26 protein-coding genes are annotated in these 20,896 nt (G+C 72.5%); 16 read left to right on the forward strand and 10 right to left on the reverse strand.

The window, feature by feature from the left end:
* Positions 1 to 120: 120 nt before the first annotated feature.
* Positions 121 to 405, forward strand: a complete 285-nt coding sequence (locus tag ACFQ46_RS03175; protein ID WP_328293886.1) for a hypothetical protein — start codon at positions 121 to 123, stop codon at positions 403 to 405.
* On the opposite strand, the gene mscL is transcribed toward ACFQ46_RS03175, so the two are convergent.
* Positions 402 to 842 (reverse strand): large conductance mechanosensitive channel protein MscL, encoded by a 441-nt coding sequence (mscL, locus tag ACFQ46_RS03180; RefSeq protein WP_380257126.1) that lies wholly within the window; start codon positions 840 to 842, stop codon positions 402 to 404. The two genes, ACFQ46_RS03175 and mscL, sit on opposite strands and share 4 nt — an antisense overlap.
* A 47-nt stretch (positions 843 to 889) precedes the next feature.
* Here mscL and ACFQ46_RS03185 point away from each other — a divergent pair, with 47 nt between their 5' ends.
* Positions 890 to 2,020 (forward strand): lycopene cyclase family protein, encoded by a 1,131-nt coding sequence (locus ACFQ46_RS03185; protein ID WP_380257128.1) that lies wholly within the window; start codon positions 890 to 892, stop codon positions 2,018 to 2,020.
* Positions 2,021 to 2,023: 3 nt separating this feature from the next.
* On the opposite strand, the gene ACFQ46_RS03190 is transcribed toward ACFQ46_RS03185, so the two are convergent.
* Both ACFQ46_RS03190 and ACFQ46_RS03195 read right to left on the reverse strand, forming a co-directional pair.
* Positions 2,024 to 2,632 carry a YceI family protein gene (locus ACFQ46_RS03190; RefSeq protein WP_380257130.1) on the reverse strand — a complete coding sequence of 203 codons (609 nt, stop codon included), beginning with the start codon at positions 2,630 to 2,632 and terminating at the stop codon, positions 2,024 to 2,026.
* A 78-nt stretch (positions 2,633 to 2,710) separates the two neighbouring features.
* Positions 2,711 to 3,364: a DAK2 domain-containing protein gene (locus ACFQ46_RS03195; protein WP_328293890.1), complete on the reverse strand. Its 654-nt coding sequence runs from the start codon at positions 3,362 to 3,364 to the stop codon at positions 2,711 to 2,713.
* 84 nt (positions 3,365 to 3,448) lie between these two features.
* On the opposite strand from ACFQ46_RS03195, the gene ACFQ46_RS03200 reads away from it, so the two are divergent.
* Genes ACFQ46_RS03200 through ACFQ46_RS03210 form a run of 3 tightly spaced genes read left to right on the forward strand, consistent with a single transcriptional unit; the run spans position 3,449 to position 6,226 of the window.
* Entirely contained in the window at positions 3,449 to 4,066 is a 618-nt protein-coding gene (locus tag ACFQ46_RS03200; protein WP_380257132.1) for a GNAT family N-acetyltransferase, read from the forward strand.
* A 17-nt stretch (positions 4,067 to 4,083) separates the two neighbouring features.
* On the forward strand, positions 4,084 to 4,329 hold the full coding sequence (locus ACFQ46_RS03205; protein ID WP_380257134.1) for a hypothetical protein: 246 nt from the start codon (positions 4,084 to 4,086) through the stop codon (positions 4,327 to 4,329).
* A 52-nt stretch (positions 4,330 to 4,381) separates the two neighbouring features.
* Positions 4,382 to 6,226, forward strand: coding sequence for a glycoside hydrolase family 15 protein (locus tag ACFQ46_RS03210; protein WP_380257136.1), 1,845 nt, complete (start codon positions 4,382 to 4,384; stop codon positions 6,224 to 6,226).
* Between the two features lie 48 nt (positions 6,227 to 6,274).
* Here ACFQ46_RS03210 and ACFQ46_RS03215 read toward each other — a convergent pair whose 3' ends face one another.
* The gene (locus ACFQ46_RS03215) at positions 6,275 to 6,649 is read right to left on the reverse strand and encodes a DUF427 domain-containing protein (protein ID WP_380257138.1); all 375 of its coding nucleotides are present in this window, start codon (positions 6,647 to 6,649) and stop codon (positions 6,275 to 6,277) included.
* 116 nt (positions 6,650 to 6,765) lie between these two features.
* Here ACFQ46_RS03215 and ACFQ46_RS03220 point away from each other — a divergent pair, with 116 nt between their 5' ends.
* On the forward strand, positions 6,766 to 7,794 hold the full coding sequence (locus ACFQ46_RS03220; RefSeq protein ID WP_380257140.1) for a diguanylate cyclase: 1,029 nt from the start codon (positions 6,766 to 6,768) through the stop codon (positions 7,792 to 7,794).
* Positions 7,795 to 7,796: 2 nt separating this feature from the next.
* Here ACFQ46_RS03220 and ACFQ46_RS03225 read toward each other — a convergent pair whose 3' ends face one another.
* The gene (locus ACFQ46_RS03225) at positions 7,797 to 8,312 is read right to left on the reverse strand and encodes a GNAT family N-acetyltransferase (RefSeq protein WP_380257142.1); all 516 of its coding nucleotides are present in this window, start codon (positions 8,310 to 8,312) and stop codon (positions 7,797 to 7,799) included.
* Between the two features lie 290 nt (positions 8,313 to 8,602).
* On the opposite strand from ACFQ46_RS03225, the gene ACFQ46_RS03230 reads away from it, so the two are divergent.
* A complete protein-coding gene (locus ACFQ46_RS03230) occupies positions 8,603 to 8,821 on the forward strand; it encodes a DUF4287 domain-containing protein (protein WP_380257144.1) in 219 nt (72 codons plus the stop codon).
* 1 nt (position 8,822) lies between these two features.
* On the opposite strand, the gene ACFQ46_RS03235 is transcribed toward ACFQ46_RS03230, so the two are convergent.
* Positions 8,823 to 9,389, reverse strand: coding sequence for a cysteine hydrolase family protein (locus ACFQ46_RS03235; protein ID WP_380257146.1), 567 nt, complete (start codon positions 9,387 to 9,389; stop codon positions 8,823 to 8,825).
* 40 nt (positions 9,390 to 9,429) lie between these two features.
* On the reverse strand, positions 9,430 to 9,726 hold the full coding sequence (locus ACFQ46_RS03240) for a hypothetical protein (protein ID WP_380257148.1): 297 nt from the start codon (positions 9,724 to 9,726) through the stop codon (positions 9,430 to 9,432).
* Positions 9,727 to 9,837: 111 nt separating this feature from the next.
* Here ACFQ46_RS03240 and ACFQ46_RS03245 point away from each other — a divergent pair, with 111 nt between their 5' ends.
* Genes ACFQ46_RS03245 through ACFQ46_RS03255 form a run of 3 tightly spaced genes read left to right on the forward strand, consistent with a single transcriptional unit; the run spans position 9,838 to position 11,686 of the window.
* Entirely contained in the window at positions 9,838 to 10,398 is a 561-nt protein-coding gene (locus tag ACFQ46_RS03245) for a hypothetical protein (RefSeq protein WP_380257150.1), read from the forward strand.
* A gap of 44 nt (positions 10,399 to 10,442) precedes the next feature.
* Positions 10,443 to 10,970, forward strand: coding sequence for an RNA polymerase sigma factor (locus ACFQ46_RS03250; protein WP_380257152.1), 528 nt, complete (start codon positions 10,443 to 10,445; stop codon positions 10,968 to 10,970).
* Positions 10,967 to 11,686 carry a hypothetical protein gene (locus ACFQ46_RS03255; protein WP_380257154.1) on the forward strand — a complete coding sequence of 240 codons (720 nt, stop codon included), beginning with the start codon at positions 10,967 to 10,969 and terminating at the stop codon, positions 11,684 to 11,686. Before ACFQ46_RS03250 ends, ACFQ46_RS03255 begins: the two co-directional genes overlap by 4 nt.
* A 3-nt stretch (positions 11,687 to 11,689) precedes the next feature.
* Here the strand turns inward: ACFQ46_RS03255 and ACFQ46_RS03260 are convergent, their stop codons facing one another.
* Positions 11,690 to 13,069, reverse strand: a complete 1,380-nt coding sequence (locus tag ACFQ46_RS03260; protein WP_380257156.1) for a nucleobase:cation symporter-2 family protein — start codon at positions 13,067 to 13,069, stop codon at positions 11,690 to 11,692.
* 68 nt (positions 13,070 to 13,137) lie between these two features.
* Positions 13,138 to 13,698: an NTP transferase domain-containing protein gene (locus tag ACFQ46_RS03265; protein ID WP_380257158.1), complete on the reverse strand. Its 561-nt coding sequence runs from the start codon at positions 13,696 to 13,698 to the stop codon at positions 13,138 to 13,140.
* 176 nt (positions 13,699 to 13,874) lie between these two features.
* Here ACFQ46_RS03265 and uraD point away from each other — a divergent pair, with 176 nt between their 5' ends.
* From uraD to ACFQ46_RS03285, 4 genes are read left to right on the forward strand one after another with little or no spacing between them, the layout of a single operon-like run.
* Positions 13,875 to 14,357 (forward strand): 2-oxo-4-hydroxy-4-carboxy-5-ureidoimidazoline decarboxylase, encoded by a 483-nt coding sequence (gene uraD / locus ACFQ46_RS03270; protein ID WP_380257160.1) that lies wholly within the window; start codon positions 13,875 to 13,877, stop codon positions 14,355 to 14,357.
* Positions 14,354 to 14,674, forward strand: coding sequence for a hydroxyisourate hydrolase (uraH, locus tag ACFQ46_RS03275; protein ID WP_380257162.1), 321 nt, complete (start codon positions 14,354 to 14,356; stop codon positions 14,672 to 14,674). The genes uraD and uraH overlap by 4 nt, the downstream gene beginning before the upstream one ends.
* A gap of 4 nt (positions 14,675 to 14,678) precedes the next feature.
* The gene (gene pucL / locus ACFQ46_RS03280) at positions 14,679 to 15,581 is read left to right on the forward strand and encodes a factor-independent urate hydroxylase (RefSeq protein WP_380257164.1); all 903 of its coding nucleotides are present in this window, start codon (positions 14,679 to 14,681) and stop codon (positions 15,579 to 15,581) included.
* A gap of 23 nt (positions 15,582 to 15,604) precedes the next feature.
* Positions 15,605 to 16,072, forward strand: coding sequence for a nucleoside deaminase (locus ACFQ46_RS03285; RefSeq protein ID WP_380257166.1), 468 nt, complete (start codon positions 15,605 to 15,607; stop codon positions 16,070 to 16,072).
* A 1-nt stretch (position 16,073) separates the two neighbouring features.
* Here the strand turns inward: ACFQ46_RS03285 and ACFQ46_RS03290 are convergent, their stop codons facing one another.
* Positions 16,074 to 17,294: a helix-turn-helix domain-containing protein gene (locus tag ACFQ46_RS03290; RefSeq protein WP_380257168.1), complete on the reverse strand. Its 1,221-nt coding sequence runs from the start codon at positions 17,292 to 17,294 to the stop codon at positions 16,074 to 16,076.
* A 23-nt stretch (positions 17,295 to 17,317) separates the two neighbouring features.
* On the opposite strand from ACFQ46_RS03290, the gene ACFQ46_RS03295 reads away from it, so the two are divergent.
* Positions 17,318 to 18,142 carry an FAD binding domain-containing protein gene (locus ACFQ46_RS03295; protein ID WP_380257170.1) on the forward strand — a complete coding sequence of 275 codons (825 nt, stop codon included), beginning with the start codon at positions 17,318 to 17,320 and terminating at the stop codon, positions 18,140 to 18,142.
* On the forward strand, positions 18,139 to 20,892 hold the full coding sequence (locus ACFQ46_RS03300; protein WP_380257172.1) for a molybdopterin-dependent oxidoreductase: 2,754 nt from the start codon (positions 18,139 to 18,141) through the stop codon (positions 20,890 to 20,892). Before ACFQ46_RS03295 ends, ACFQ46_RS03300 begins: the two co-directional genes overlap by 4 nt.
* Positions 20,893 to 20,896: the final 4 nt, after the last annotated feature.

Genomic DNA, 20,896 nt, shown 5'->3' on the forward strand with positions numbered 1-20,896 from the left:
CACAGCGGGCGGTGTTCCCCTGACGTTCGGCACCGGTCCTGTGCGCAGGCCCAGGACCGGGTCAGGACACGGTGGGAACTCCCGCGTGCGGGCCCACGCTCCAGCCAGCAGGGTGGGCGGATGAGCACCGAGAGCACCGACAGCAACGAGAGCACCGATCAGGTCGACGTGTTCGACAACGCCGAGGTCCACGCCGTCGAGGAGGGCGGGAGCCGCGAGAACGCCCGCTCCAGCGACTCCGGCCCCATCCCCAGCCCCGCCCGCGACCCCCAGGACCCGTTCGGGCTCGAGGACGACGTCGCGGACGGGACCGGTGCGGGCGACCCGACGGCCGGGGTGCAGATCTCCGCGGAGGACCTCGCCGAAGCCGTCCCCGGCGACGACGGGCCCACCGGCACCCGCTAGTCCCTGGTGTCCAGGGTCGGCGTGGTCCCGCCGGACTGACGCGCGAGCAGGTCGCGGATCTCGGTGAGCAGCAGGATGTCCTCGGACGGGGACTTGGGCTCCGCGACCTCGCCCCGCTTGCGGAGGGCGAGCAGGCGGTTGATCGGGACGACGATCAGGAAGTAGACGGCGGCCGCGATGATCAGGAAGTTGATGACCGCGCCGACGATGGTCCCGACCTGGATGCCGACGATCTGCCCGTCGATCACGCGGAGCTTGATGACCCACGTCCCGTTCAGGTCGGGCGCGCCGCCGATCGCGGCGATGATCGGGTTGATGAGTCCGTCGACGACGGACTTGATGATCCCCGAGAACGCCGCCCCGATGACGACCGCGACCGCCAGGTCGATGACGTTGCCCCGCAGGATGAAGTCCTTGAAACCGTTGACGATCTTCACGGGAGTCCCCTTCTCGAGCTCAGTGGTCCGTGACCGACCCTAGGGGCGTGGATCACACGCGTACCAGACTCACGATCGTCGGCCTCGGCGCGGCGGGTTCGAGCCTGGCCTGGCGCCTGGCCGGTACCGGCGTCCCCTTCGACGTGGTCGAGGCCCCCCGGGGCGCGACCCAGCGGACCCAGGACCGCACCTGGAGCACTTGGGGGGTGAGTGGTCCGGGGCCGTTCGGTCACCTCGTCGCCGCGTCCTGGCCCCGGGTCCGCGTCGTGGGGGAGGACGCGGCCGTCACCGCCGACCTCGGCTCGTGGCGCTACCGGATGCTGCACTCCACCGACCTCGACCGGGCCGTCCGCGAGCGCCTCGCCGCTCACGGCGTCCCGATCCTCGAACGGGTCGTCGACGACCCCGCGTCGCTGGCGGGTCGGGTGATCGACACCCGGCCCGTTCCGGTGCCGCGCACGGGTCGGACGCTGCTGTGGCAGCACTTCCTGGGCCACCGCATCCGCACCGCCCGCCCGGTCTTCGACCCGCGCACGGTCACGTTGATGGACTTCCGCACACCGCAGCCCGCGGGCGGGGTCGCGTTCGGCTACGTCCTGCCGACGTCGCCGACGGAGGCGCTCGTCGAGTACACCGAGTTCTCGTTCGACCTGCTCACCGACGAGCAGTACCGGGACCGGCTGGGGGCGTACCTGCAGCGCGCGGGGATCGGTGCGCACGAGGTGCTGGGGGAGGAGCGCGGCGTCATCCCGATGACCGACGCCCGGTTCCCGGCGTCGGGGGACCCGCAGGTGCTGCGCTGGGGTGCGAACTCCGGGTCGGTCCGTCCCTCGACGGGCTACTCGTTCACGGCCCTGCAGCGCCAGGCGGACGACCTCGCCGGGCAGGCGGTGCGGGGGGAGGAGCTGCGGTTGCCGCCGGCGCACCGGCCGCGGCACCTGCTCATGGACTCCCTCGTCCTGCAGGCGATGGCCACCGGTCGGGTGGACGGTGCCCGGTTCTTCGTGGACCTGTTCCGGCGCAACCCGGTCCACCGCGTGCTGGGTTTCCTCGACGGTTCCACGAACCCCGTCGAGGACCTCCGCCTGATGGCGACGTCCCCCCGCTCCGCGATGCTCCGCACCCTCCTCGACCGTGATCTTGCTGGGATTCCCAGCAAGATCACGGGTGGGCGGTGAGGGTCAGGCGTTGAGGACGGCTTCGATGTCGAGCTCGAGGTCGACCTTGTCGGAGACGACGAGGCCACCGTTGTCGAGCTTCGCGTCGAAGGAGAGGCCGAAGTCGCGACGGTTGATGGTGCCCTTGGCCGAGAACCCGGCGCGGGTGCCGCCGTAGGCGTCGGGACCGAAGCCGGAGACCTCGAGGCCGAGGGTGATGGGCTTGGTGACGCCCTTGAGGGTCAGGTCGCCGGTGAGGACGAAGTCGTCGCCGTCGTGGGTCAGCGAGGTGGAGCGGAACGAGGCGGTGGGGTGGTTCTCGATCTCGAAGAAGTCGCCGCTCTTGATGTGACCGTCGCGCTGCTCGTTGAACGTGGTCACGGTGGTGACGTCGACCTCGGCGGTGACGGCCGAGCCGGCCGGGTCCTGGCTGGTGACGATCTCGCCGGACACGGAGCCCAGGCGACCGCGGACCTTGCTGACGGCCATGTGGCGCACCGTGAAGGACACCTCGGAGTGCGAGGCGTCGATGGTCCACGTCCCGGCCAGGTAGCCGGGGACGACGGGCAGTGCGCCCGTCGTCGTCGTGGTGGTGGACTCCGCGTCCTTGGTCTTTCCGCCGAACCAGCCCATGGTGACCTCCGCTAGATGATTGCAGCTTCAACTGCTCACCCCTGAAGGTACACGGAGGTCGTTCAAGCGTCAACTACTTCAGACGACGGTGCCCCGTTCGAAGAACCAGGTCACCACGAGGGCTCCGGGGTCCACGACCCCGTCGACGACGGTGTGCCGGGTCCCGTCGGCCGCGGCGCGGTAGGCGGCGTGCAGAGCGGCCACCGCCGGGACGTCCGCGACGTCGGCCCCGGCGAGGGCGTCGGCGGCCGGCGCCATCGCGTCGACGAGCGACCCGGCACCCGGTGCGGGTGCCCCGGCGCGCTGGACGGCGAACATCCCGGCCCAGGCCGCGTCGGCCAGTTCGTGGGTGCCGGCCTCGCGTCCGCAGGACCGTGCGAACTCCGCGAACCACGGCCCGAGCAGGGTGGGGATGCCGGGGACGGAGGCGAACCCGACCGCGACGGCGTCGAACACGTCCGCGGCCAGGACCGGCGGCGTCTTCGCCAGGATCGCGTCGGCGGCGCGGGCCGCTTCCTCGAGTTCCGGGCCGAGGCCGCGCAGTTCCTCTCCCCGGGAGGAAACCTGCTCCTCGAAGCCGCGCCACCAGGCCAGCACGCGTCGCACGTCCAGGTCGGCCACCCGGGTCCCCGCGACCGCTGCGACCCGGTGTCCGTCCTCGCGCAGTTCCAGGACGTTCTCGGCCTCGGTGGCGACGTCCGTCGCCACGCGGGTCGTCTGTCGTTCCTTCACGGTGCACCTTCCTCAACGCCGAGGATCACGCTCCGAACGAGCGTGGCACGCGGTGCGACGGATCGCCACCTCTAGTGTGGCAACGTGGACGTGGTGCTGAGGGGGGTCGACGAAGTCGACTGGCGGCGCTGGCGCGACCTGCGTCTGCGCATGCTCGAGGACACCCCGCTGGCCTTCGCCGAGACCCTCGAGACGGCCCGCCACCACGACGAGGCCGAGTGGCGCTTCCGCGTCCGCCGCACCCGGGAACCGGGGAGTTCCACCGTCGTCGCCCAGGCCGGCGAACGGTGGGTGGGCACCATGAGCGCCTTCACCCACCCGCAGGAGGGACTGTTCCTCGTCTCCGTCTTCGTCGATCCCGCCCACCGGGGTGCGGGGCTCGCGGACCGGTTGCTCGCCGAGGTCCTGCGCTGGGCGCGCAGTCGCCCCGAGGCCACCCGCATGACGTTGCACGTCCACGAGGACAACCCCAGGGCGCAGGGTTTCTACCGTCGCTGGGGGTTTCGCGACACCGGTGTCCGGGTCCCCTACGACCTCGACCCGACGCAGGACGAGGTGGAGATGCGCCTGGAGTTCGACGGACCCGGTCGCAGATTCCCAGAGGTCACGGAGAGTAGTCTCAAGAACAACCTCTCAGTGCTCAAGCGTGCTCAGGAACCCGCCGATGCTCGGGTTGTCGGTGACACTCAGTCCCGGCCCTGACTGAACTGGAGCTCGACGTGACCATGCCCCGCACGCTCGCCGCCGTCCTCGTCTCCGGTGCTCTCCTCGCCGGCGGCGCAGCCCTGGCGCCCGCCGCGTCGGCCGCCGGGAACCCCACCGGCACCACTGGTCACCTGCGCACCGTCACCACCGTCACCACCACCGTCAAGACGGCCGTGAAGGTCACCGCGACCACCGACGGCCACCTGCGTTCCGTCGTCGACGGCCACCTCCGCTCGGTCACCGCGGGTCACCTGCGCTGACACGCCGGGCCCTGTGTCCATCCGGGTGCTCCGCTCGGGGGAGGATGGACCAATGGCCAGGATCGAGGACTACGCGCTCATCGGTGATCTCCACACCGCCGCGCTGATCGACCGCACCGGATCGATCGACTGGCTCTGCTTCCCGAGGTTCGACTCCCCGGCCTGCTTCGCCGCGTTGCTCGACACCCCGGACGCGGGACGCTGGCGGTTGGGACCCGTCGGTGGGGCCACGTGCAGCCGCCGCCGCTACCGCGGCAGCTCGCTGATCCTGGAGACGGAGTGGGACACCCCGGACGGCACCGTCCGCGTCACCGACTTCATGCCGCCGCGCGGCAACCACCCCGACGTCATCCGCATCGTCGAGGGCCTCGAGGGCGAGGTCCGGATGAGTTCCGAGCTCGCCCTCCGCTTCGACTACGGGTCGATCGTGCCGTGGGTCCGCCGGCGCGGCGACGAGCTCGAGGCCGTCGCCGGACCGGACTCGGTCTGGTTCTGGAGCACCACCGACATCCAGGGCCGCGACCTCACGTCCGTCTCCGACTTCGTCATCACCGAGGGTGAGCGCGTCCCGTTCGTCCTGACGTGGGGCAAGAGCCACGAGAAGATGCCGCACCGCCCGGACCCCTTCCACGCGCTGCAGGACACCCTCGACTTCTGGGGGGACTGGAACCAGACGGAGACCGTCGAGGGGCACTGGGAAGAGGCCGTCACGCGGTCGCTGGTGGTGCTCAAGGCCATGACCTACGCCCCCACGGGGGGAATAGTGGCCGCGGTCACGACGTCGCTGCCCGAGGAGATCGGGGGGACCCGCAACTGGGACTACCGGTACTGCTGGCTGCGCGACGCCACATACACCCTGCAGGCGATGCTGCTCTCCGGTCACGTCGAGGAGGCCGGGGCCTGGCGCGACTGGTTGCTGCGGACGGTCGCCGGCGACCCCGGCGACCTGCAGATCATGTACGGCCTCGACGGCACCCGGCGCCTGCCCGAGATGGAGCTGCCGTGGCTCAAGGGCTACGAGGGTTCCTCCCCGGTCCGCATCGGCAACGAGGCCGCCGGCCAGCTGCAGCTCGACGTGTGGGGAGAGGTGCTGGACAGCCTCTTCCTCGCCCGCCAGGCCGGCCTGGAACGCGAGGACGACTCGTGGAACCTGCAGAAGGCCCTCATGCACCACCTCGAGGCGCGGTGGCAGGAGGCCGACAACGGTCTGTGGGAGATGCGCGGCGACCGCCGCCACTTCACCCACTCCAAGGTCATGGCCTGGGTCGCGGCGGACCGGATGGTGCGCAGCGTCGAGGAGTTCGGCCTGCCCGGACCGGTGCAGCGCTGGCGTCGCGTGCGGGACGAGATCCGCGCCGACGTCCTCGCGAACGGGGTCTCCCCGACGACGGGGACGTTCACCCAGTCCTACGGTTCGGACAACCTCGACGCGAGCCTGCTGCTCATCCCGCGCGTCGGTTTCCTGCCCTTCGACGACCCGCGCGTCGTGGCGACGGTCGACGCGATCCAGCGCGACCTGACCCAGGACGGGCTCGTGATGCGTTACCGGACGGAGGAGTCCGGCGACGGGCTCCCCGGTTCCGAAGGGGTCTTCCTGGCCTGTTCGTTCTGGCTCGTCGACGCCCTGCACGGCATCGGCCGGACCGAGGAGGCGCGGGCGCTGTTCAACCGCCTGCTGTCGCTGCGCAACGACGTCGGGCTGCTGGCCGAGGAGTACGACCCCGTCTCCAAGCGTCAGCTCGGCAACTTCCCGCAGGCCTTCAGCCACTTCCCGCTCGTCGTCGCCGCCCACCACCTCACCAGCGGTGACGGCGGAGGACGCAGCGACGAGGTGAGCGACGACGTGTCCGACGGCGTCGAGGAGACCCTCGGCGGCGAGGTCCCGGCCCAGTCCTGACGACGAGCTGCGGGCCCCTCCGCTCGGGTGAGCCGAGGGGCCCGTGGGTCAGTCCTCGACGGTGACCGAGACCCGGTCCGGGTAGAACGCCACGTGGCCGGTGATCGGGGCCACCGCGGGGGAGGCGTCCTCGTAGGTCCAGACCGCGTCGGTGAGCTCCGCACCGTCCACGGTCAGCGAGTAGTACGACGCCTCACCCTTGTAGGGGCACCACGACGTGGTGGCGGTCTTGCGCAGGAGGGCCGGGTCGACGTCGGCCAGCGGCAGGTACTGCACGGCCGGGTAGGTCGACTCCTGCAGCGTCTGCGCCGACGTCGAGGTGGCGACCACGGTGTCGCCCACGCGCGCGACGACGCGCCCGGACGTCGGGGTCACGCTGATGGGGTGGTCGGGTCCGGGGGTCTTGTGCGGGCGGGTGCTCATGTCCAGGCAACCCCCGGGCGAGCCGCCCTCTTCCGCCGGCACTGGGCCGGAGGGACGAACCGCGCCGCCAGGGGTTGAGCCGTCGCAGCAGATGCCGATGTAGCAGCGTGGACCCGATGCGCACTGTCACCTGGACGGGTGCTCTCGTGCGGTCGCTGAGCGCCCGGAACCCGCGGTCGGCCCGCGTCTGGGCCGCGATCGCCCTCATGACCACGATCGTCACCTGCCTGGTCGCCGGTGCCGCGACGATGGGTGGGCTGCACGCCGCGAAGACCGTCGCGCTGCTCGGCCTGGGCGCGGTGTCGGCGGTGCTGCTGGGACTCCCCGCCGAGCGGGCGGCGCCGCTGGTCGTCATCGCCCCGCTCGCCGGGGTGGGGGTCGTGGTGTGGCTCGACCTGCTCAGCCAGGACGCCGGGGTCACGGGACAGGTGTTCTTCGTCGTCCCGGTCGTCTGGGCGGCGGCGCAGCTCCGCTTCGCAGGTGCCGCGCTCGTCATGGTCGCCACCCTCGCGGGCGAGGCCGTCGTCGTCTTCACCTTCCTGCCCGTCGACCAGGCCGTGACCGACTACGCCTACCTGACCGTCCTGCTGCTGCTGGTCGGCGGGGTCCTGACCCGCTCGGGGGCGACGCAGGAACGGCTCGTGGAGCAGCTGCGGGTCCAGGCCAGCGTCGACCCCCTCACGGGGCTCGTCACCCGCCGGGTCCTGGACTCCGCCACCGAGGCCGCCGTCCGCGCCACCGGGAACACGGCCCTCGTCGTCATCGACCTCGACCGGTTCAAGGCCGTCAACGACACCTTCGGCCACCTCGGCGGGGACGCGGCGCTCGCCCACGTCGCGAACCTGCTGACCGACTGCTGCCGCGACGGCGACGTCGTGGCCAGGATGGGCGGGGACGAGCTCGCCGTCCTGATGCTGGACTGCACGGCCGAGACCGCCGCCCGTCGCGCGCAGGCGTTCGTCGACGTCGTCCGCCGCACGCCCCTCCAGCTGCCCGGCGGGGTCGTCGTGCCGCTCTCGATCAGCGCCGGGCTGTCGTCGATGACCCTCGGGGTGACCCGCGCCGAGGATCTCTACGCCCGCGCCGACTCCGCGCTGTACGAGGCGAAGCGGGCCGGTCGCGACCGTCTCGCCCACGCCGCCTGAGCTCAGCGCAGCCCGACGGCGTCCAGGCGCCAGAACACCGCGTCGTAGACGAGGGTCCCCGTCATCCACTCCTCGTGGCCCTCCAGCAGCACGACCTGGAACGCGGCCGGTGGGATCCGCAGCGACGGCCGCCGGAACCCGAGGTCCGCACCCGCGCGGAACCCCCGCCGCGAGTAGTACCGGGGATCCCCCTCGAGGAAGAGCGCCGGGAACGTGGTCGCCTCGATCGCCGCCGCGACCAGGGCCTTCCCGACCCCCTGGCGCTGGTGCTGCGGCAGCACGCCGAGCGGGCTGAGGACCCCGACGTCGACCAGGCGCGGTGGCGCGTCGAGCAGGTTGCGCCCGACCATCACGTGACCCACCACCGCGCCGTCCACCTCCGCGACGAGCGAGACCGGGTTCCCGGCGCGCAGCGCGTCGGCCAGGTCGGCGACCTTCACGCCGTGGTCGCCGAACGCGGCGAGGTGGACGTCGCGGACGGCGTCGTGGTCCCGGGGTCGTTCGGACCTGATCAGCACGACGTCGATCCGAGCAGACCGGGTACCGATCCGTCGAGGGGTTTCCGTTCCACGGGCGACCGCGGGGCGGACCCGCGGCGTGCGGTCCCGTCCCGCGGCGTGCCGTCGCACCCATCGGTGTCACCACGTGGAGTGAGGCGTGGGTGAGATGCATCCGGTGCCGGGGCGACCCCTTCGTCACACCCACAGGTGCAACCACGCCCGTGACGCGCGCGGAATCATCGGCGATGAGTCCTGGTGCGGCGACGAGTCTGCACAGCGCAGAGACCACGAACCGACAGGAGCCGACCGTGCCCGAACCCGTCAAGGGCCCCGCGTCCTACTTCCCCGCCATCGAGGCGAAGTACGGCCACCCCGTCGCGCACTGGCAGCAGGCGCTGCGTGAGCGCAGGGCCGAGCAGCCGGGGGTCAAGCACATGGAACTCGTCGCCTGGCTGAAGACCGAGCACGGCATGGGCCACGGCCACGCGAACGCGCTGGTGGCCGCCACCCCGGCCGAGGACGCCTGAGTCAGACGGCGAGGGGCGCGCCGAACTCCACGTCCGCGGTCGACACCGTTCCGGCCGTGCGGCCGGGGGCGCTCTGGAAGCTCCAGCAGAGGTTCGTGTGCGCGATGACCTGCTCCGGCGGGGGCGCGCCCCACTCGCCGAGGTCCTCGGTGGTGTGCGCGTCGCCCACGAGGGTCACGTCGTAGCCGCGGGTGAAACCGCCGTGCAGCGTCGAGCGGATGCAGGCGTCGGACTGCGCCCCCGTCACGATCAACCGGCCGACGGAGCGTCGCGCCAGCACGGCCTCGAGGTCGGTGTCCTCGAAGGCGTCGCCGTAGCGCTTGTGCACCACGGGTTCGGCCGGGTCGGGGACGAGCTCGGGCACGAACTGCCACTGTTCCGACCCCAGTGGGAGTTCCTCGCTGGAGTGCTGCACCCACACGACGGGCACACCGTCGGTGCGGGCGCGCTCGAGCAGGCGCGAGATGTTCGCGACGACGTTCTCGGTGTCCACGCTCGCGCTCATCACCCCCTGCTGGACGTCGATGACGAGCAGGGCGGTCTCGGAGCGGTCCGGCAGGGTCGTCACGGCACGACGCTAGGACTCCCCGCGGGGCGGGCGGAACCCCTCAGAGCGGACGGATCACCGCGTGCGGGGCGACGACGAAGGGCGCAGCGCCCGTCGGGGGAACGACGTTCCACGGCCCGAGGACGTCGCCGGAACCGGAGGTTTCGCTGGGACCGAGGATGCCCTGCTCGGGGAGCGCCGGTAGGTACAGCGGGTGCTCCAGGTGCAGGACGACCGGCGCCACCGGCCGCGGTGCGGCCTGCGCGGGAGCCGTGTCGTGGTGCTGGACCAGGCCGAGGACGGCGGAGGCGAGCGCGGCGGCGCTGCCGATCACGGCGAGCGTCGTGGTCTGGCTCATGGCTGCTCCTCTGGGCCGAACGGGTGAGTCGCCCCCGTTGTCGGCATCGACGCGCCAGAACCTGAGCCGGTGTGGAACCGTTGCCGGGTGAGGCGACGACTGGGTGGGGTGGTGAGCGCCGCCGTGGTCCCCCTCGCTGCCGCCGTCGTCGTGTGGTCGCCGCTCGGGAACGCGTTCCCCGCCGAGGCGACGCGAGCGCCCCAGGCCGAGGTCGCCAAGCCCGCGACCCTGCGGACGACGGCCGGGCAGTGCGTCTGGGAACTGCAGCGGGCGGACCCCTACTCCGTCCTCGCCGGCGGGGAAGGCTCCCTCGCGACGTCCGCCCTCTACCGGTTCGCCGACGGCGAGACGCACTTCTGCGTGGCCTTCGCCGCGGGCAGCGTCGACAACCGCGTCGAGGTCGACTCCCTGGGCCGGCAGGTCCTCTGGGGGTGGGTGAAGAACCAGGACGGCTCCTTCGACGCCTCGCTGTTCGGACCCCGGAAGGCCGGCTACGTCCGGGTCGTCGTCTCCACCCCCGATGGCCAGCAGTACCAGGCGATCTTCCTCGACCGGTACTGGTGGACCCCCGTGCACGTCGCGGACCAGTCCCTCCTCGACGACAGCCGGTGGACGGCCTACGACCGCTACGGTCGGCTCGTCGGCCAGGGGCGCGTCTCCACCGACTACTGAAGCGCTGGTGTGGAACGTTCGTCCTCCTGAAGCGTCCTGAGGGTGTGAGAGCAGTCAGCGACGCCCCCGCAGAGGCGACCGTCGAGCGGGACCCCGAGGCCCAGTACCAGGACCTCTTCCGCCGGCACTTCCGCGCGACCGTCCGGCTCGCCCAGCTGCTGGGCGCCGACGACGCCGAGGACGTCGCCCAGGAGGCGTTCGTCCGCCTCCACGAACACCGGCGGCGACTGCGCGACCCCGCCGCAGCCCTCGCCCACGTCCGGCGCACGACCGCGAACCTCGCCACCTCCCGGCTCCGCCACCTGCGCGTCGTCCGTCGCACCCCCGGCGAGGTGACCCGCACCGCGGCCTCCGCCGAGGAGACCGTCGTCGCCGCCGAACAGGTCGACGAACTCCGCACCGCGCTGGGGGAGCTGTCCGCCCGCCACCGCGAGGCCCTCGTCCTGCGCTACTGGCTCGACCTCCCCGTCGCCGAGGTGGCCGACGCCCTCGACGTGCCCGTCGGCACCGCCAAGTCCACGATCTCCCGCGCCCAGGCGGCGCTCGCGAACCTGCTGGAGGACCGCTCGTGAACGCAGAAGAACTTCAGCAGCGCCTCGACGCGGTCGCGGCCCCGGCCGAGGTGGCGTCCGAGGACGAGTGGGCGCGCAACCGGGAACTCGTCGGCGCCCGCCGTCGCCGGCGCCGGATCGGGGGTGGTGTCGCCGCCGGTCTCGCGGCGGCGGCGGCCGTCGTCATCGCGGTGACGTGGAACCCCGCCGCGAACCCCCTGTCCGTGCAGCCGGCCGGTCCGGTGCGGGCGCAGGTGGTGGACCCGTCGACCCTGACCTCCCTCGCCGAGGAGTGTCCGCGCAACAACCCTCAGTTCGCGGTCGTCACCGCGCTCGCGGGCGCGACCAGCGTCGACGGGCGGGGTGTGTTCTACCAGGTCGCGGGTGACGGGACGTGGTTCTGCGCTTCCTTGGACGCAGGGAGCGCCGGAGGCCGCGTCGGCATGCTGATCTCGGACGATCGGCCCGACGACCAGGCCGACGTGAGCTGGGTCGGTGTCGGGGACTCCGACCCCGCCACGGCCTCGGTCCTGGGACTCCGGGGAACCGACGACGCCCGCGTGGTGGTGTCGACCCCGGACGGCAGGGAGTTCGAGGCTGCGTTCATCGACCGGTACTGGTGGACGCCGGTGCCCGTCGCGAAGGCGACCGATCTCGACGAGACCACCTGGGCGGCGTTCGACCGGCAGGGCCGGCTCGTCCACCAGGGACGCCTGTCGAGGACCGCAACGGGCTGAGGGTCAGTGGCTCCGCGTCGCGACCCCCGCCACCTCGGCCGCGGCGCGGGCCTGTTCCTCGGGGGTGTGCGTGCTCGTGCAGAGGATCCGGTGCAGCACGATCGCGACGATGGCCCCCGAGGAGATCCCGGAGTCGAAGATCGTCTGGAACCAGTCGGGGGTCCGGGCGTAGATGCCGGGGTTGACCGTCGGCAGCAACCCGACGCCGAGGGCGACGGCGATCATCAGCAGGGCCCGGCTGTCCAGCGTGCAGGACGCCAGGGTCCGGATGCCGCTCGCCGCGACCATCCCGAACAACGCCACCCCGGCCCCGCCGAGGACGGCGACGGGAACGGAACCCACGACGGCGCCGAGCTTCGGCACCAGGCCCAGGACGACGAGGATCCCACCCGCGAACGTCGCGACGTAGCGGGAACGGACCCCGGACAGGCTCACCAGCCCGACGTTCTGCGCGAACGCCGTGTAGGGGAACGTGTTGAAGATCCCGCCGAGGACGGTCGACAACCCGTCGGCGCGCAGTCCGTCGGCGATGTCGCGGGGTTCGAGGCGCTGGTCGACGATCTCACCGATGGCCAGCACGTCGCCCGTCGTCTCGGTCATGATGACCAGCGCGACGACGCACATCGCGACGACGGAACCCACCTGGAACGAGGGGGCGCCGAACGCGAACGGCGTCGAGATCCCGAACCACGCCTGGTCCCCGACCCCGGTCACGTCGACCTTGCCGGCCACCGCGGCGACGACGGTTCCGACGACGATCCCCAGCAGGATCGCGACGCGCGCGACGGCGGGCGGCGCGAGACGTTCGATCAGCAGGATCGCGACGAGGGTGAACAGCGCGAGCAGCAGGTTCGACGGGGCGCCGAAGTCGGCGGTGCCCGTTCCGCCCCCGGCCCAGCCGGCGGCGACGCTCATGAGCGACAACCCGATGAGCAGGATGACGGTGCCGGTGACCAGCGGCGGGAAGAACCGCAGGAGCTTCGAGAACACCGGGGCGAGCACCACCATGAACACGCCGCAGGCGATGACCGAACCGTAGATCGCAGCGACCCCGTGCTGGGTGCCGATGGTGATCATCGGGCCGACGGCGGCGAAGGTGCAGCCCTGCATCAGGGGCAGCCGGACCCCGAACCGCCAGAAACCCACCGACTGGACGATGGTCGCGATCCCGGCCACGAACAGGTCCGCCACGATGAGGTGGGCGAGGTCGTCGGGCGACATCCGCCCGGCCGAGATCATCGCCCCGCCGACGATGAGCGGCACCGCGACGGCGCCGGCGTACATCGCGAGGACGTGCTGCAACCCGAGAGGAGCGAGCCGCCGCAGCGGCGGGACCTCGTCGACCGGGTGGACGCCGTGCTGAAGCCGCAGTTCGCTCGCCATCACAGCACGCTGGCACGCGAACACCGGCGGCGGAACAGGCTGCGCGGAACTCGCGTGTGAAGAGTGTGTTACGCGGACCGCGTTCCGGGTGGGAGGTCCTCGGGGTGGTCGACGTCCGCAGCCGCCCCCCGAACCTCGACGGCCGTCCACGGGATCTCACCGAACAGCGCGTTCAGACCGGACCCGGTGTCCGCGAGTTCCAGGGCACGGGCCACGTGCGCGCGGCCGACCAGCACCGGGTGACCGGGACGTCCGCGCTCGACCCCCCGCGCCAGCACCGTCGGCGAGGCGTGCGCGAGCACGGCCCGCACCCCCACGACGTCGATCCCGGGCAGGTCGACCAGGGTGACCAGCACCGCCTCGGCCTGCCGGGCCAACGGGTGCCGCAACGCCCGGGCCAACCCGGCCCCGGGCCCGCGGGAGGAGTCCGGGACCTCGACCGCGACGACCCCGGGGGGCAGTTCCTGCCCGGTGCGCAGGGTGACCAGGACGACCGGGCAACCCGCCGCGAGCAGCAGCTCGCCGCTCGCCGCCGCGAACGTCCGGCCGTCGACGTGACGCAGCAGGGCCTTGGGTGCACCCATCCGCCGGCCCGCCCCTGCGGCCAGCACGATCCCCACGACACCCACCCGCGGATCGAACCATGTTTCCGTCAGGTTTCCCCGCGCGGGTGGGTCGGGGTCGGTTCTGGAGGTTCGTCCAAACCCGTGTCCCGGTGGGCTGGGAACGTTGGTGCCCCGGAGGCTGCGCGCCGGGCGTCGCGCAGGTGACACTGGTCGCAGGAACGTGGAGAGGGGGAGGGCCCGTGGGCATCGGTGAGCTCGACGGCGCCGGGACGGCGCGCTGCGAGGAGTTGCTGCGCACCTGCTGCGACGCGCCGGCCTGGGCGGCGCGGACGGCCGCGCGACGCCCCTTCGGATCGCTGGCGGGCCTGCTGGAGATCGCCGACGAGGAACTCGCCGCGACCTCCGAGGCCGACGTCGACGTCGCCCTGGCCGCGCACCCCCGGATCGGGGAGCGCTCCGAGAGTGCCGACTCCCGACGTGAACAGGCGGGCACGCTGGTCGCCGGTCCCGACGTGCTGGACGCGCTCGCGGCGGGCAACCGGGCCTACGAGGAGAAGTTCGGGCACGTCTACCTGGTCTGCGCGTCGGGCAAGAGCGCCGAGGAACTCCTCGCGATCCTGGACTCCCGCCTCGACAACGACCCGGACACCGAGCGGAAGGTCCTGCGCGAAGAACTCGCCGCGATCACCCGGCTCCGGCTGACCCGGCTGGTGGCGTCGTGACCAGCCTCTCGACGCACGTCCTGGACGCCGTCACCGGAACCCCGTCCGCGGGGATGTCGGTGGTGCTGACCGACGCCGACGGAACCCCCGTCGCGAGCGGGACCACCGACGACGACGGCCGCTCCCGCCTGGCCGAGGAACTCGCGCCGGGAACCTACCGGCTCACCTTCCGGACCGGGCCCTGGTTCACCGCCGCAGGTCGTGAGACGTTCTACCCCGAGGTCGTCGTCGCCTTCTCCGTCGGTGCCGGCCGTGCGCACCTGCACGTCCCCCTGCTCCTCTCACCGTTCGCCTACTCCACCTACCGAGGGAGCTGACACGATGGCCGTCTACCTGGCGGGTCACCAGTACGGCAAGGCGGAGAACCGCGTCGTGCGGTTCCAGCGCGACACCCCGCGCCACGAGATCGTCGACCTCAACGTCACCTCCACCCTGCGCGGGGACTTCGCCGACGCGTACCTCACGGGTGACCAGACGAAGGTCCTGCCCACGGACACGCAGAAGAACACGATGTACTCCTACGCCAAGGAGAAGGGCATCGCCAGCGTCGAGGGGTACGCCCTCGACCTAGCCCGGCACTTCGTCGACGACGTGGAACCCGTCAGCGGCGCCCGCATCGACGTCGACTCCTACCTGTGGACCCGCGCCACGGTGAACGGCGCGGAGCACGACCACAGCTGGACGCGCTCCGGCAGCGAGGTCCGCACCGCCGCGATCACGGTGTCCGGCAGGGGGTCCGAGCAGGAGACCCACGTCGTCGCCGGGCTCAAGGAGTTCACGCTGCTCAAGTCCACCGGGTCGACGTTCAAGGACTTCATGGTCGACGAGTACACGACGCTGGAACCCACCGAGGACCGCGTGATGGCGACCTCGCTGGTCGCGACCTGGCGCTACGACGCGACCTGCCTGCACAAGGGGTTCGACTTCGACGCCGCCTACGACGCCGTCAAGGCCGCGATGGTCACCCAGTTCGCGACGGTGCACTCCAAGGCCCTCCAGCAGACGTTGTGGCTCATGGGCAAGGCCGCGATCGAGACCGTCCCGGCCGTCGCGGAGGTCCGGCTGGTGGCGCCGAACAAGCACCACTTCCTCTACGACCTCGCCCGTTTCGGCGTCCAGAACTCCGGCGAGGTGTTCCACGCCGACGACCGCCCCTACGGCCTGATCCAGGCCGTCGTGGCCCGCGACGACGCACCGCCCGCCCCGCTCGCGTGGCAGCAGTGACGGCGCAGCGCACGGGACAACGCGTGGACGACCAGGGGTTCCTCGACCTCGCCGTCGACCTCGCCGTCCGGAACGTCGCCGACGGCGGGGGTCCCTTCGGAGCTGTCGTCGTCCGCGACGGCGTCGTCCTCGCGCGGGGCCAGAACCGCGTGACCCGCGACAACGACCCGACCGCGCACGCCGAGGTCCAGGCGATCCGCGCGGCCTGCCTCGGACTCGGCTCCTTCAGCCTCGCCGGGTGCACGTTGTACTCCAGCTGCGAACCGTGCCCCATGTGCCTGGCGTCCGCGTTGTGGTCGCGCGTGGACCGCGTGCTCTTCGCCGCCGACCGGGACGACGCGGCCCGCGGGGGGTTCGACGACCGTGCGTTCTACGAGTTGTTCGACACCCCGCGTTCGCAGTGGTCGGTCCCCGTCGTCCAGCAGCGCGACGGGAACTCGCCCGCGCCCTTCGACGCCTGGCTCGCGAGCGTCGAACGTGTCGACTACTGACTCAGCTCCGGTCCAGCAGTCGCAGCGCGACCTGCAGGTCCACCACGTCGTCGACGTCACGCAGGTCGCGGTCGAGCAACGACTCGACACGGCCGAGCCGGTAGCGCACGGTGTTCTGGTGGACGTGCAGCAGTGCAGCGGTGCGGGTGGGCGAGCGGCCCTCCCGCAACAGCGTCCGCAACGTCAGCAGCAGGTCGGGATCGTCCAGCACCCCGGCGAGGACGCGCTGCGCGAACAGGCGCCGCTCCTCGGCCGGCACCGACCGCAGCAGGTCCTCGACGCCTCCGGTGTCGCGGTCGTGCTCCACGTGGGGGCCCGGTCGGCCCTGGGCGGAGCGCAGGGCCCGCCGGGCTCCGGCGACCGCCTCGGCCCGGTCCTGGACGGCCCGGCTGACCCCGACGACCAGCGGGCGACCCGTGCGGCGCAGTCGTCGCTCGAGGAGGTCCACGTCCTCCGTGAGCACGACGCCGTCCACGACGACGTGCGCCCGGTCCGCGAGGGCGTCCAGGACGAGGTCGAGTTCCTCGGCCACGACGCCCAGGACCGCTCCGGACGGTGCCGCGGGGTTCTCCGGGAGCCGTCGGTGCAGGGCCAGCACTCCGGCCAGTGCCGTGAGGGTCACCTCCGGCAGGCCGTCGGCGACCAGCCGCCACGGTGCGGGGCCGTCGCCGACCGGCCGTCCCGGCGGAGCCAGGGCGAAGAGCAGGTCGACCTCGTCCTCGGAGAGCGGACCGCCCGCGACCAGTCGCCCGGTCGCGGACAGCACCCGCACCCCGGGCAGCCCGCCCACGACCTCCGGCAGCCCGCGGCCGGCGGCCAGTGCGGCGAGCAGGCGCTGCACGGTGTCGTCGCGCGGGCCCACGGCGGCGTCGACGAACGCGTTCACCTGGTGGAACGCGGTTTCGGCCGGGACCGCGAACACCGGCAGCCCCACGGCCTCCGCCGCGGCGACGACGTCCGCGGGCACCTCGCCGAGCAGTCCCTCGCCCACGGCCAGGGCGCCCGCGCCCGCGGCTTCGACGGACGCCACGAAGGCGGGGCTGTCGTCGGCGTCGCGGCGCCAGGCCAGCCCGGTCAGCACGAGGTGGCCGACGGCGACGTAGCGGCCCGGGTCGCGCAGGTCGACGGTGGTCGTCCCCGTCACCGGGCGGTCCAGCGAGGCCTGCGACCCGCCCAGCCAGCGCAACCCGAGGTCGCCCCGGGAGAGGTCGGCCACCCGCACGCCAGCACCTCCGGAAGCAGCCCATGGACCTGAACACGATCGAGACCATCATCCCCGTCCGCGACCGCGACGCGCTGCGCCGGGCCCACGACGGCGACCCGGCGACGTCGGTCCTGGCCGGTGGGACGTGGTTGTTCTCCCTCCCGCAGCCGCACCTGCGGACCCTCGTCGACCTGACGACGTTGGACTGGGAACCCTTCGCGGTCACCGAGGCGGGTCTGCGGCTGGCCGCGACCTGCCCCATCGGGGCCCTGGAGTCGATCCCCGTCCCGCCCGACTGGACCGCGCGGGTCCTGTTCCGCCAGTGCACCCGGGCGCTGCTGGCCTCGTACAAGGTGCGTTCGGTCGCGACCGTCGGTGGGAACGTCTGCGCCGCCCTCCCGGCCGGGGCGATGACGTCGCTGACCGCCGCCCTCGACGGGGTCGCGGAACTCTGGGCGGGCGACGGCGGGGTCCGCCGGGTGCCCGTCGCGGAGTTCGTGACCGGTGACAACCGCACCGCGCTGGAACCCGGTGAGGTGCTGCGGGCGATCGACCTGCCCGCCACCGCGTTGCGCGCGACGACGGCGTTCCGCCGGGTGGCGCTGGCCCGGCTCGGCCGTTCGGCGTCGTTGGTCGTCGGGCGGCGCGAGCTCGACGGGAGGTTCACCCTCACGGTGACGGCGTCCACCCCGCACCCGCTGGTGTTCTCCCACCCCTCCGTCCCGGACCCGCGGACCCTCGTCGCCGAGGTCCAGGAGCGGGTCGAGGCCGGCCCTGGCTGGTTCGACGACGTCCACGGCGCCCCCGACTGGCGCCGGGCGACGACGTTGCGCTTCGCCGCCGAGATCGTGGAGGAACTCTCGTGAAGCTCGTGGTCAACGGGGAGACCCGCGACGTCGAACCCCGCGCGGGGCAGTGCCTGCGGACGCTCCTGAGGGAGAGTTCGCACGTCGAGGTGAAGAAGGGCTGCGACTCCGGCGACTGCGGAGCCTGCACCGTCCTGGTCGAGGGGAGCCCGGTCCACTCCTGCCTCTACCCCGCGCTGCGCGCGGCCGACCGGGAGATCACCACCGTCGCCGGACTGGGGACGCCGGAGGCGCTCAGCCCCGTGCAGCAGCGGTTCGTCGACGCGGCGGGTTTCCAGTGCGGTTTCTGCACCGCGGGGATGGTGGTGACGGCCTCGGCGTTCGACGACGATCAGCGCGCCGACCTCGGCGAACACCTCAAGGGGAACCTCTGCCGGTGCACCGGGTACCGCGCGATCCGCGAGGCGATCACCGGCGGTGACCTGGAACCGTTGCCCACCAGCGGGAAGGTGGGGGAGCGGGTCGGTGCCCCCGCGGGTCGACGCGTCGTCACGGGCGCTGAGCGCTACACCCTCGACCACGTCCCGGGCGGCCCGGACGAGGTCCCCGGCGACGTCCTGCACGTCGCCGTCCTGCGCAGTCCGCACGCGCACGCCCGGATCACCCGCATCGACCCCGCGGCCGCCGAGGCCCTCGAGGGCGTCCACCTCGTGCTGACCCACGAGAACGTCCCGCAGACGCTGTTCTCGACGGGCCGGCACGAGAACCGCCTCGACGACCCGGACGACACGCTGATCCTCGACCCGGTACTCCGCCACGTCGGGCAACGTGTCGCGGTCGCGGTCGCCGAGGACCTGGCCACCGCCGAGGAGGCGTTGCGCCGCATCGTCGTGGAGTACGAGGAACTCCCCGCCGTGTTCGACCCGGCCCTCGCCCGCGAACCCGGTGCCCCCCTGGTCCACGGCGACAAGGACGCCGCGACCTCCCGCATCGGTGACCCGCAGCGCAATGTCGTGGCGGAACTGCACGGCGGGGTCGGCGACGTGGACCTGGCCCTCGCCCGGGCCGACGTGACGGTGTCGGGGACCTGGCAGACCCAGCGCGTCTCCCACGTCGCCCTCGAGACCCACGCGGCGGTGTCGTGGCTGGACGAGGACGGCCGGTTGGTCGTCCGGGCCAGCACCCAGGTGCCGTTCCTGGTGCGCGACGAACTCGCCCGCGTCCTCGGGTTGGAGCCCGACCGGGTCCGGGTCTTCGCCGCCCGGGTCGGCGGGGGTTTCGGCGGCAAGCAGGAACTCCTCGTCGAGGACCTCGTCGGGTTGGCGACCCTGCGGACGGGACGCGCCGTCCAGTACGAGACGACCCGCGGGGACACCCTCTCGGCGATGCCGACCCGCCACCCGTTCCGGGTGTCCGTGCGGTTGGGGGCCACGCAGGACGGAACCCTCACCGCCCTGGCGTTGGAGGTGCTGTCGAACGCCGGCGCCTACGGCAACCACTCGCCCGGGGTGATGTTCCACGGCTGCCACGAGACGGTGGCGACCTACCGCTGCGAGAACAAGCGGGTCGACGCGCAGGCCGTCTACACGAACACCGTCCCCTCCGGTGCGTTCCGCGGTTACGGACTCGGGCAGGTCGTGTTCGGCCTCGAGTCGGCCATGGACGACCTCGCCCGCGAGCTCGGGATGGACCCCTACGAGTTGCGGCGGCGCAACGTCGTGGTGCCCGGTGACCCGTTCGTCGTGACGTCGTACCCCTCCGACGGGTCCGAGGCCGACGACGGTCTGCGCTACGGCAGCTACGGACTCGACCAGTGCCTCGACCTGGTCGAGGAGGGCATGGGCCGGGACGGCGAACCCGCCCCGGAGGGTCCGCAGTGGCGGACGGGTTCCGGGATGGCGCTGTCGATGATCGCGACCACCCCGCCCCGGGGGCACTTCGCCGACACCAGCGTGCGGTTGCTGGCGGACGGGACGTGGGAGCTGAACGTCGGCACGGCCGAGTTCGGCAACGGGACGAGCACCGTCCACCAGCAGATCGCGGTCTCCGCCCTCGGGACGACCGCCGACCGTCTCCGCCTGCGTCAGAGCGACACCGACGTCACACGGCACGACACGGGTGCGTTCGGCTCGGCCGGCTCCGTCGTCGCCGGCAAGGCGCTGCTGTCGGCGTGCGAGCAGGTCGCGGACCAGGTGCGGACGCTCGCCGCCGACCTGCTCGGGGTGGGGGTGCGGCAGGTGGAGCTCGGCCCCACGGCGGCGAGCGGCGCAGGCCGGTCGGTGACCCTGCCGGAACTCCACGCGGAGGGTCTGCGCCGCAACGGTGCGGCGCCCGAGGCCCACGGTGACGAGGACGCGGCGCTGCGCTCCGTCGCGTTCAACGTCCAGGGTTTCCGCGTCGCGGTGGACGTCGACTCCGGCGAGGTGCGCATCCTGCGCTCCGTCCACGCCGTCGACGCGGGGACCGTCCTGAACCCGGTGCAGCTGCGGGGTCAGGTCGAGGGCGGTGTCGCGCAGGCCATCGGGTCGTCGCTGTTCGAGGAGGTCCGCGTCGGGCCGGACGGCCGGAGCCCGACGGTGTCGTTGCGGGAGTACTACGTCCCCCGGATCGACGACCTGCCCGACACCGAGGTCCGCTACGCCGACACCTACGACACGATCGGCCCGCTCGGGGCGAAGTCGATGAGCGAGGCGCCCTACAACCCCGTCGCCCCCGCCTTGGCGAACGCGATCCGGGACGCGATCGGCGTCCGGTTGTTCGAGCTCCCGATGTCCGCCGACCGCGTCTGGCGAGCCACCCCCCACCCGTGATCCC

The organism is Kineococcus sp. GCM10028916 (assembly GCF_042674865.1).
GTDB lineage: Bacteria > Actinomycetota > Actinomycetes > Actinomycetales > Kineococcaceae > Kineococcus.

Coding starts and splice junctions, on each gene's coding strand:
- ACFQ46_RS03175 (WP_328293886.1), top strand. CDS start 121: ATGAGCACCGAGAGCACCGACAGCAACGAGAGCACCGATCAGGTCGAC.
- ACFQ46_RS03190 (WP_380257130.1), bottom strand. CDS start 2,632: ATGGGCTGGTTCGGCGGAAAGACCAAGGACGCGGAGTCCACCACCACG.
- ACFQ46_RS03210 (WP_380257136.1), top strand. CDS start 4,382: ATGGCCAGGATCGAGGACTACGCGCTCATCGGTGATCTCCACACCGCC.
- ACFQ46_RS03215 (WP_380257138.1), bottom strand. CDS start 6,649: ATGAGCACCCGCCCGCACAAGACCCCCGGACCCGACCACCCCATCAGC.
- ACFQ46_RS03220 (WP_380257140.1), top strand. CDS start 6,766: ATGCGCACTGTCACCTGGACGGGTGCTCTCGTGCGGTCGCTGAGCGCC.
- ACFQ46_RS03240 (WP_380257148.1), bottom strand. CDS start 9,726: ATGAGCCAGACCACGACGCTCGCCGTGATCGGCAGCGCCGCCGCGCTC.
- ACFQ46_RS03260 (WP_380257156.1), bottom strand. CDS start 13,069: ATGGCGAGCGAACTGCGGCTTCAGCACGGCGTCCACCCGGTCGACGAG.
- pucL (WP_380257164.1), top strand. CDS start 14,679: ATGGCCGTCTACCTGGCGGGTCACCAGTACGGCAAGGCGGAGAACCGC.
- ACFQ46_RS03295 (WP_380257170.1), top strand. CDS start 17,318: ATGGACCTGAACACGATCGAGACCATCATCCCCGTCCGCGACCGCGAC.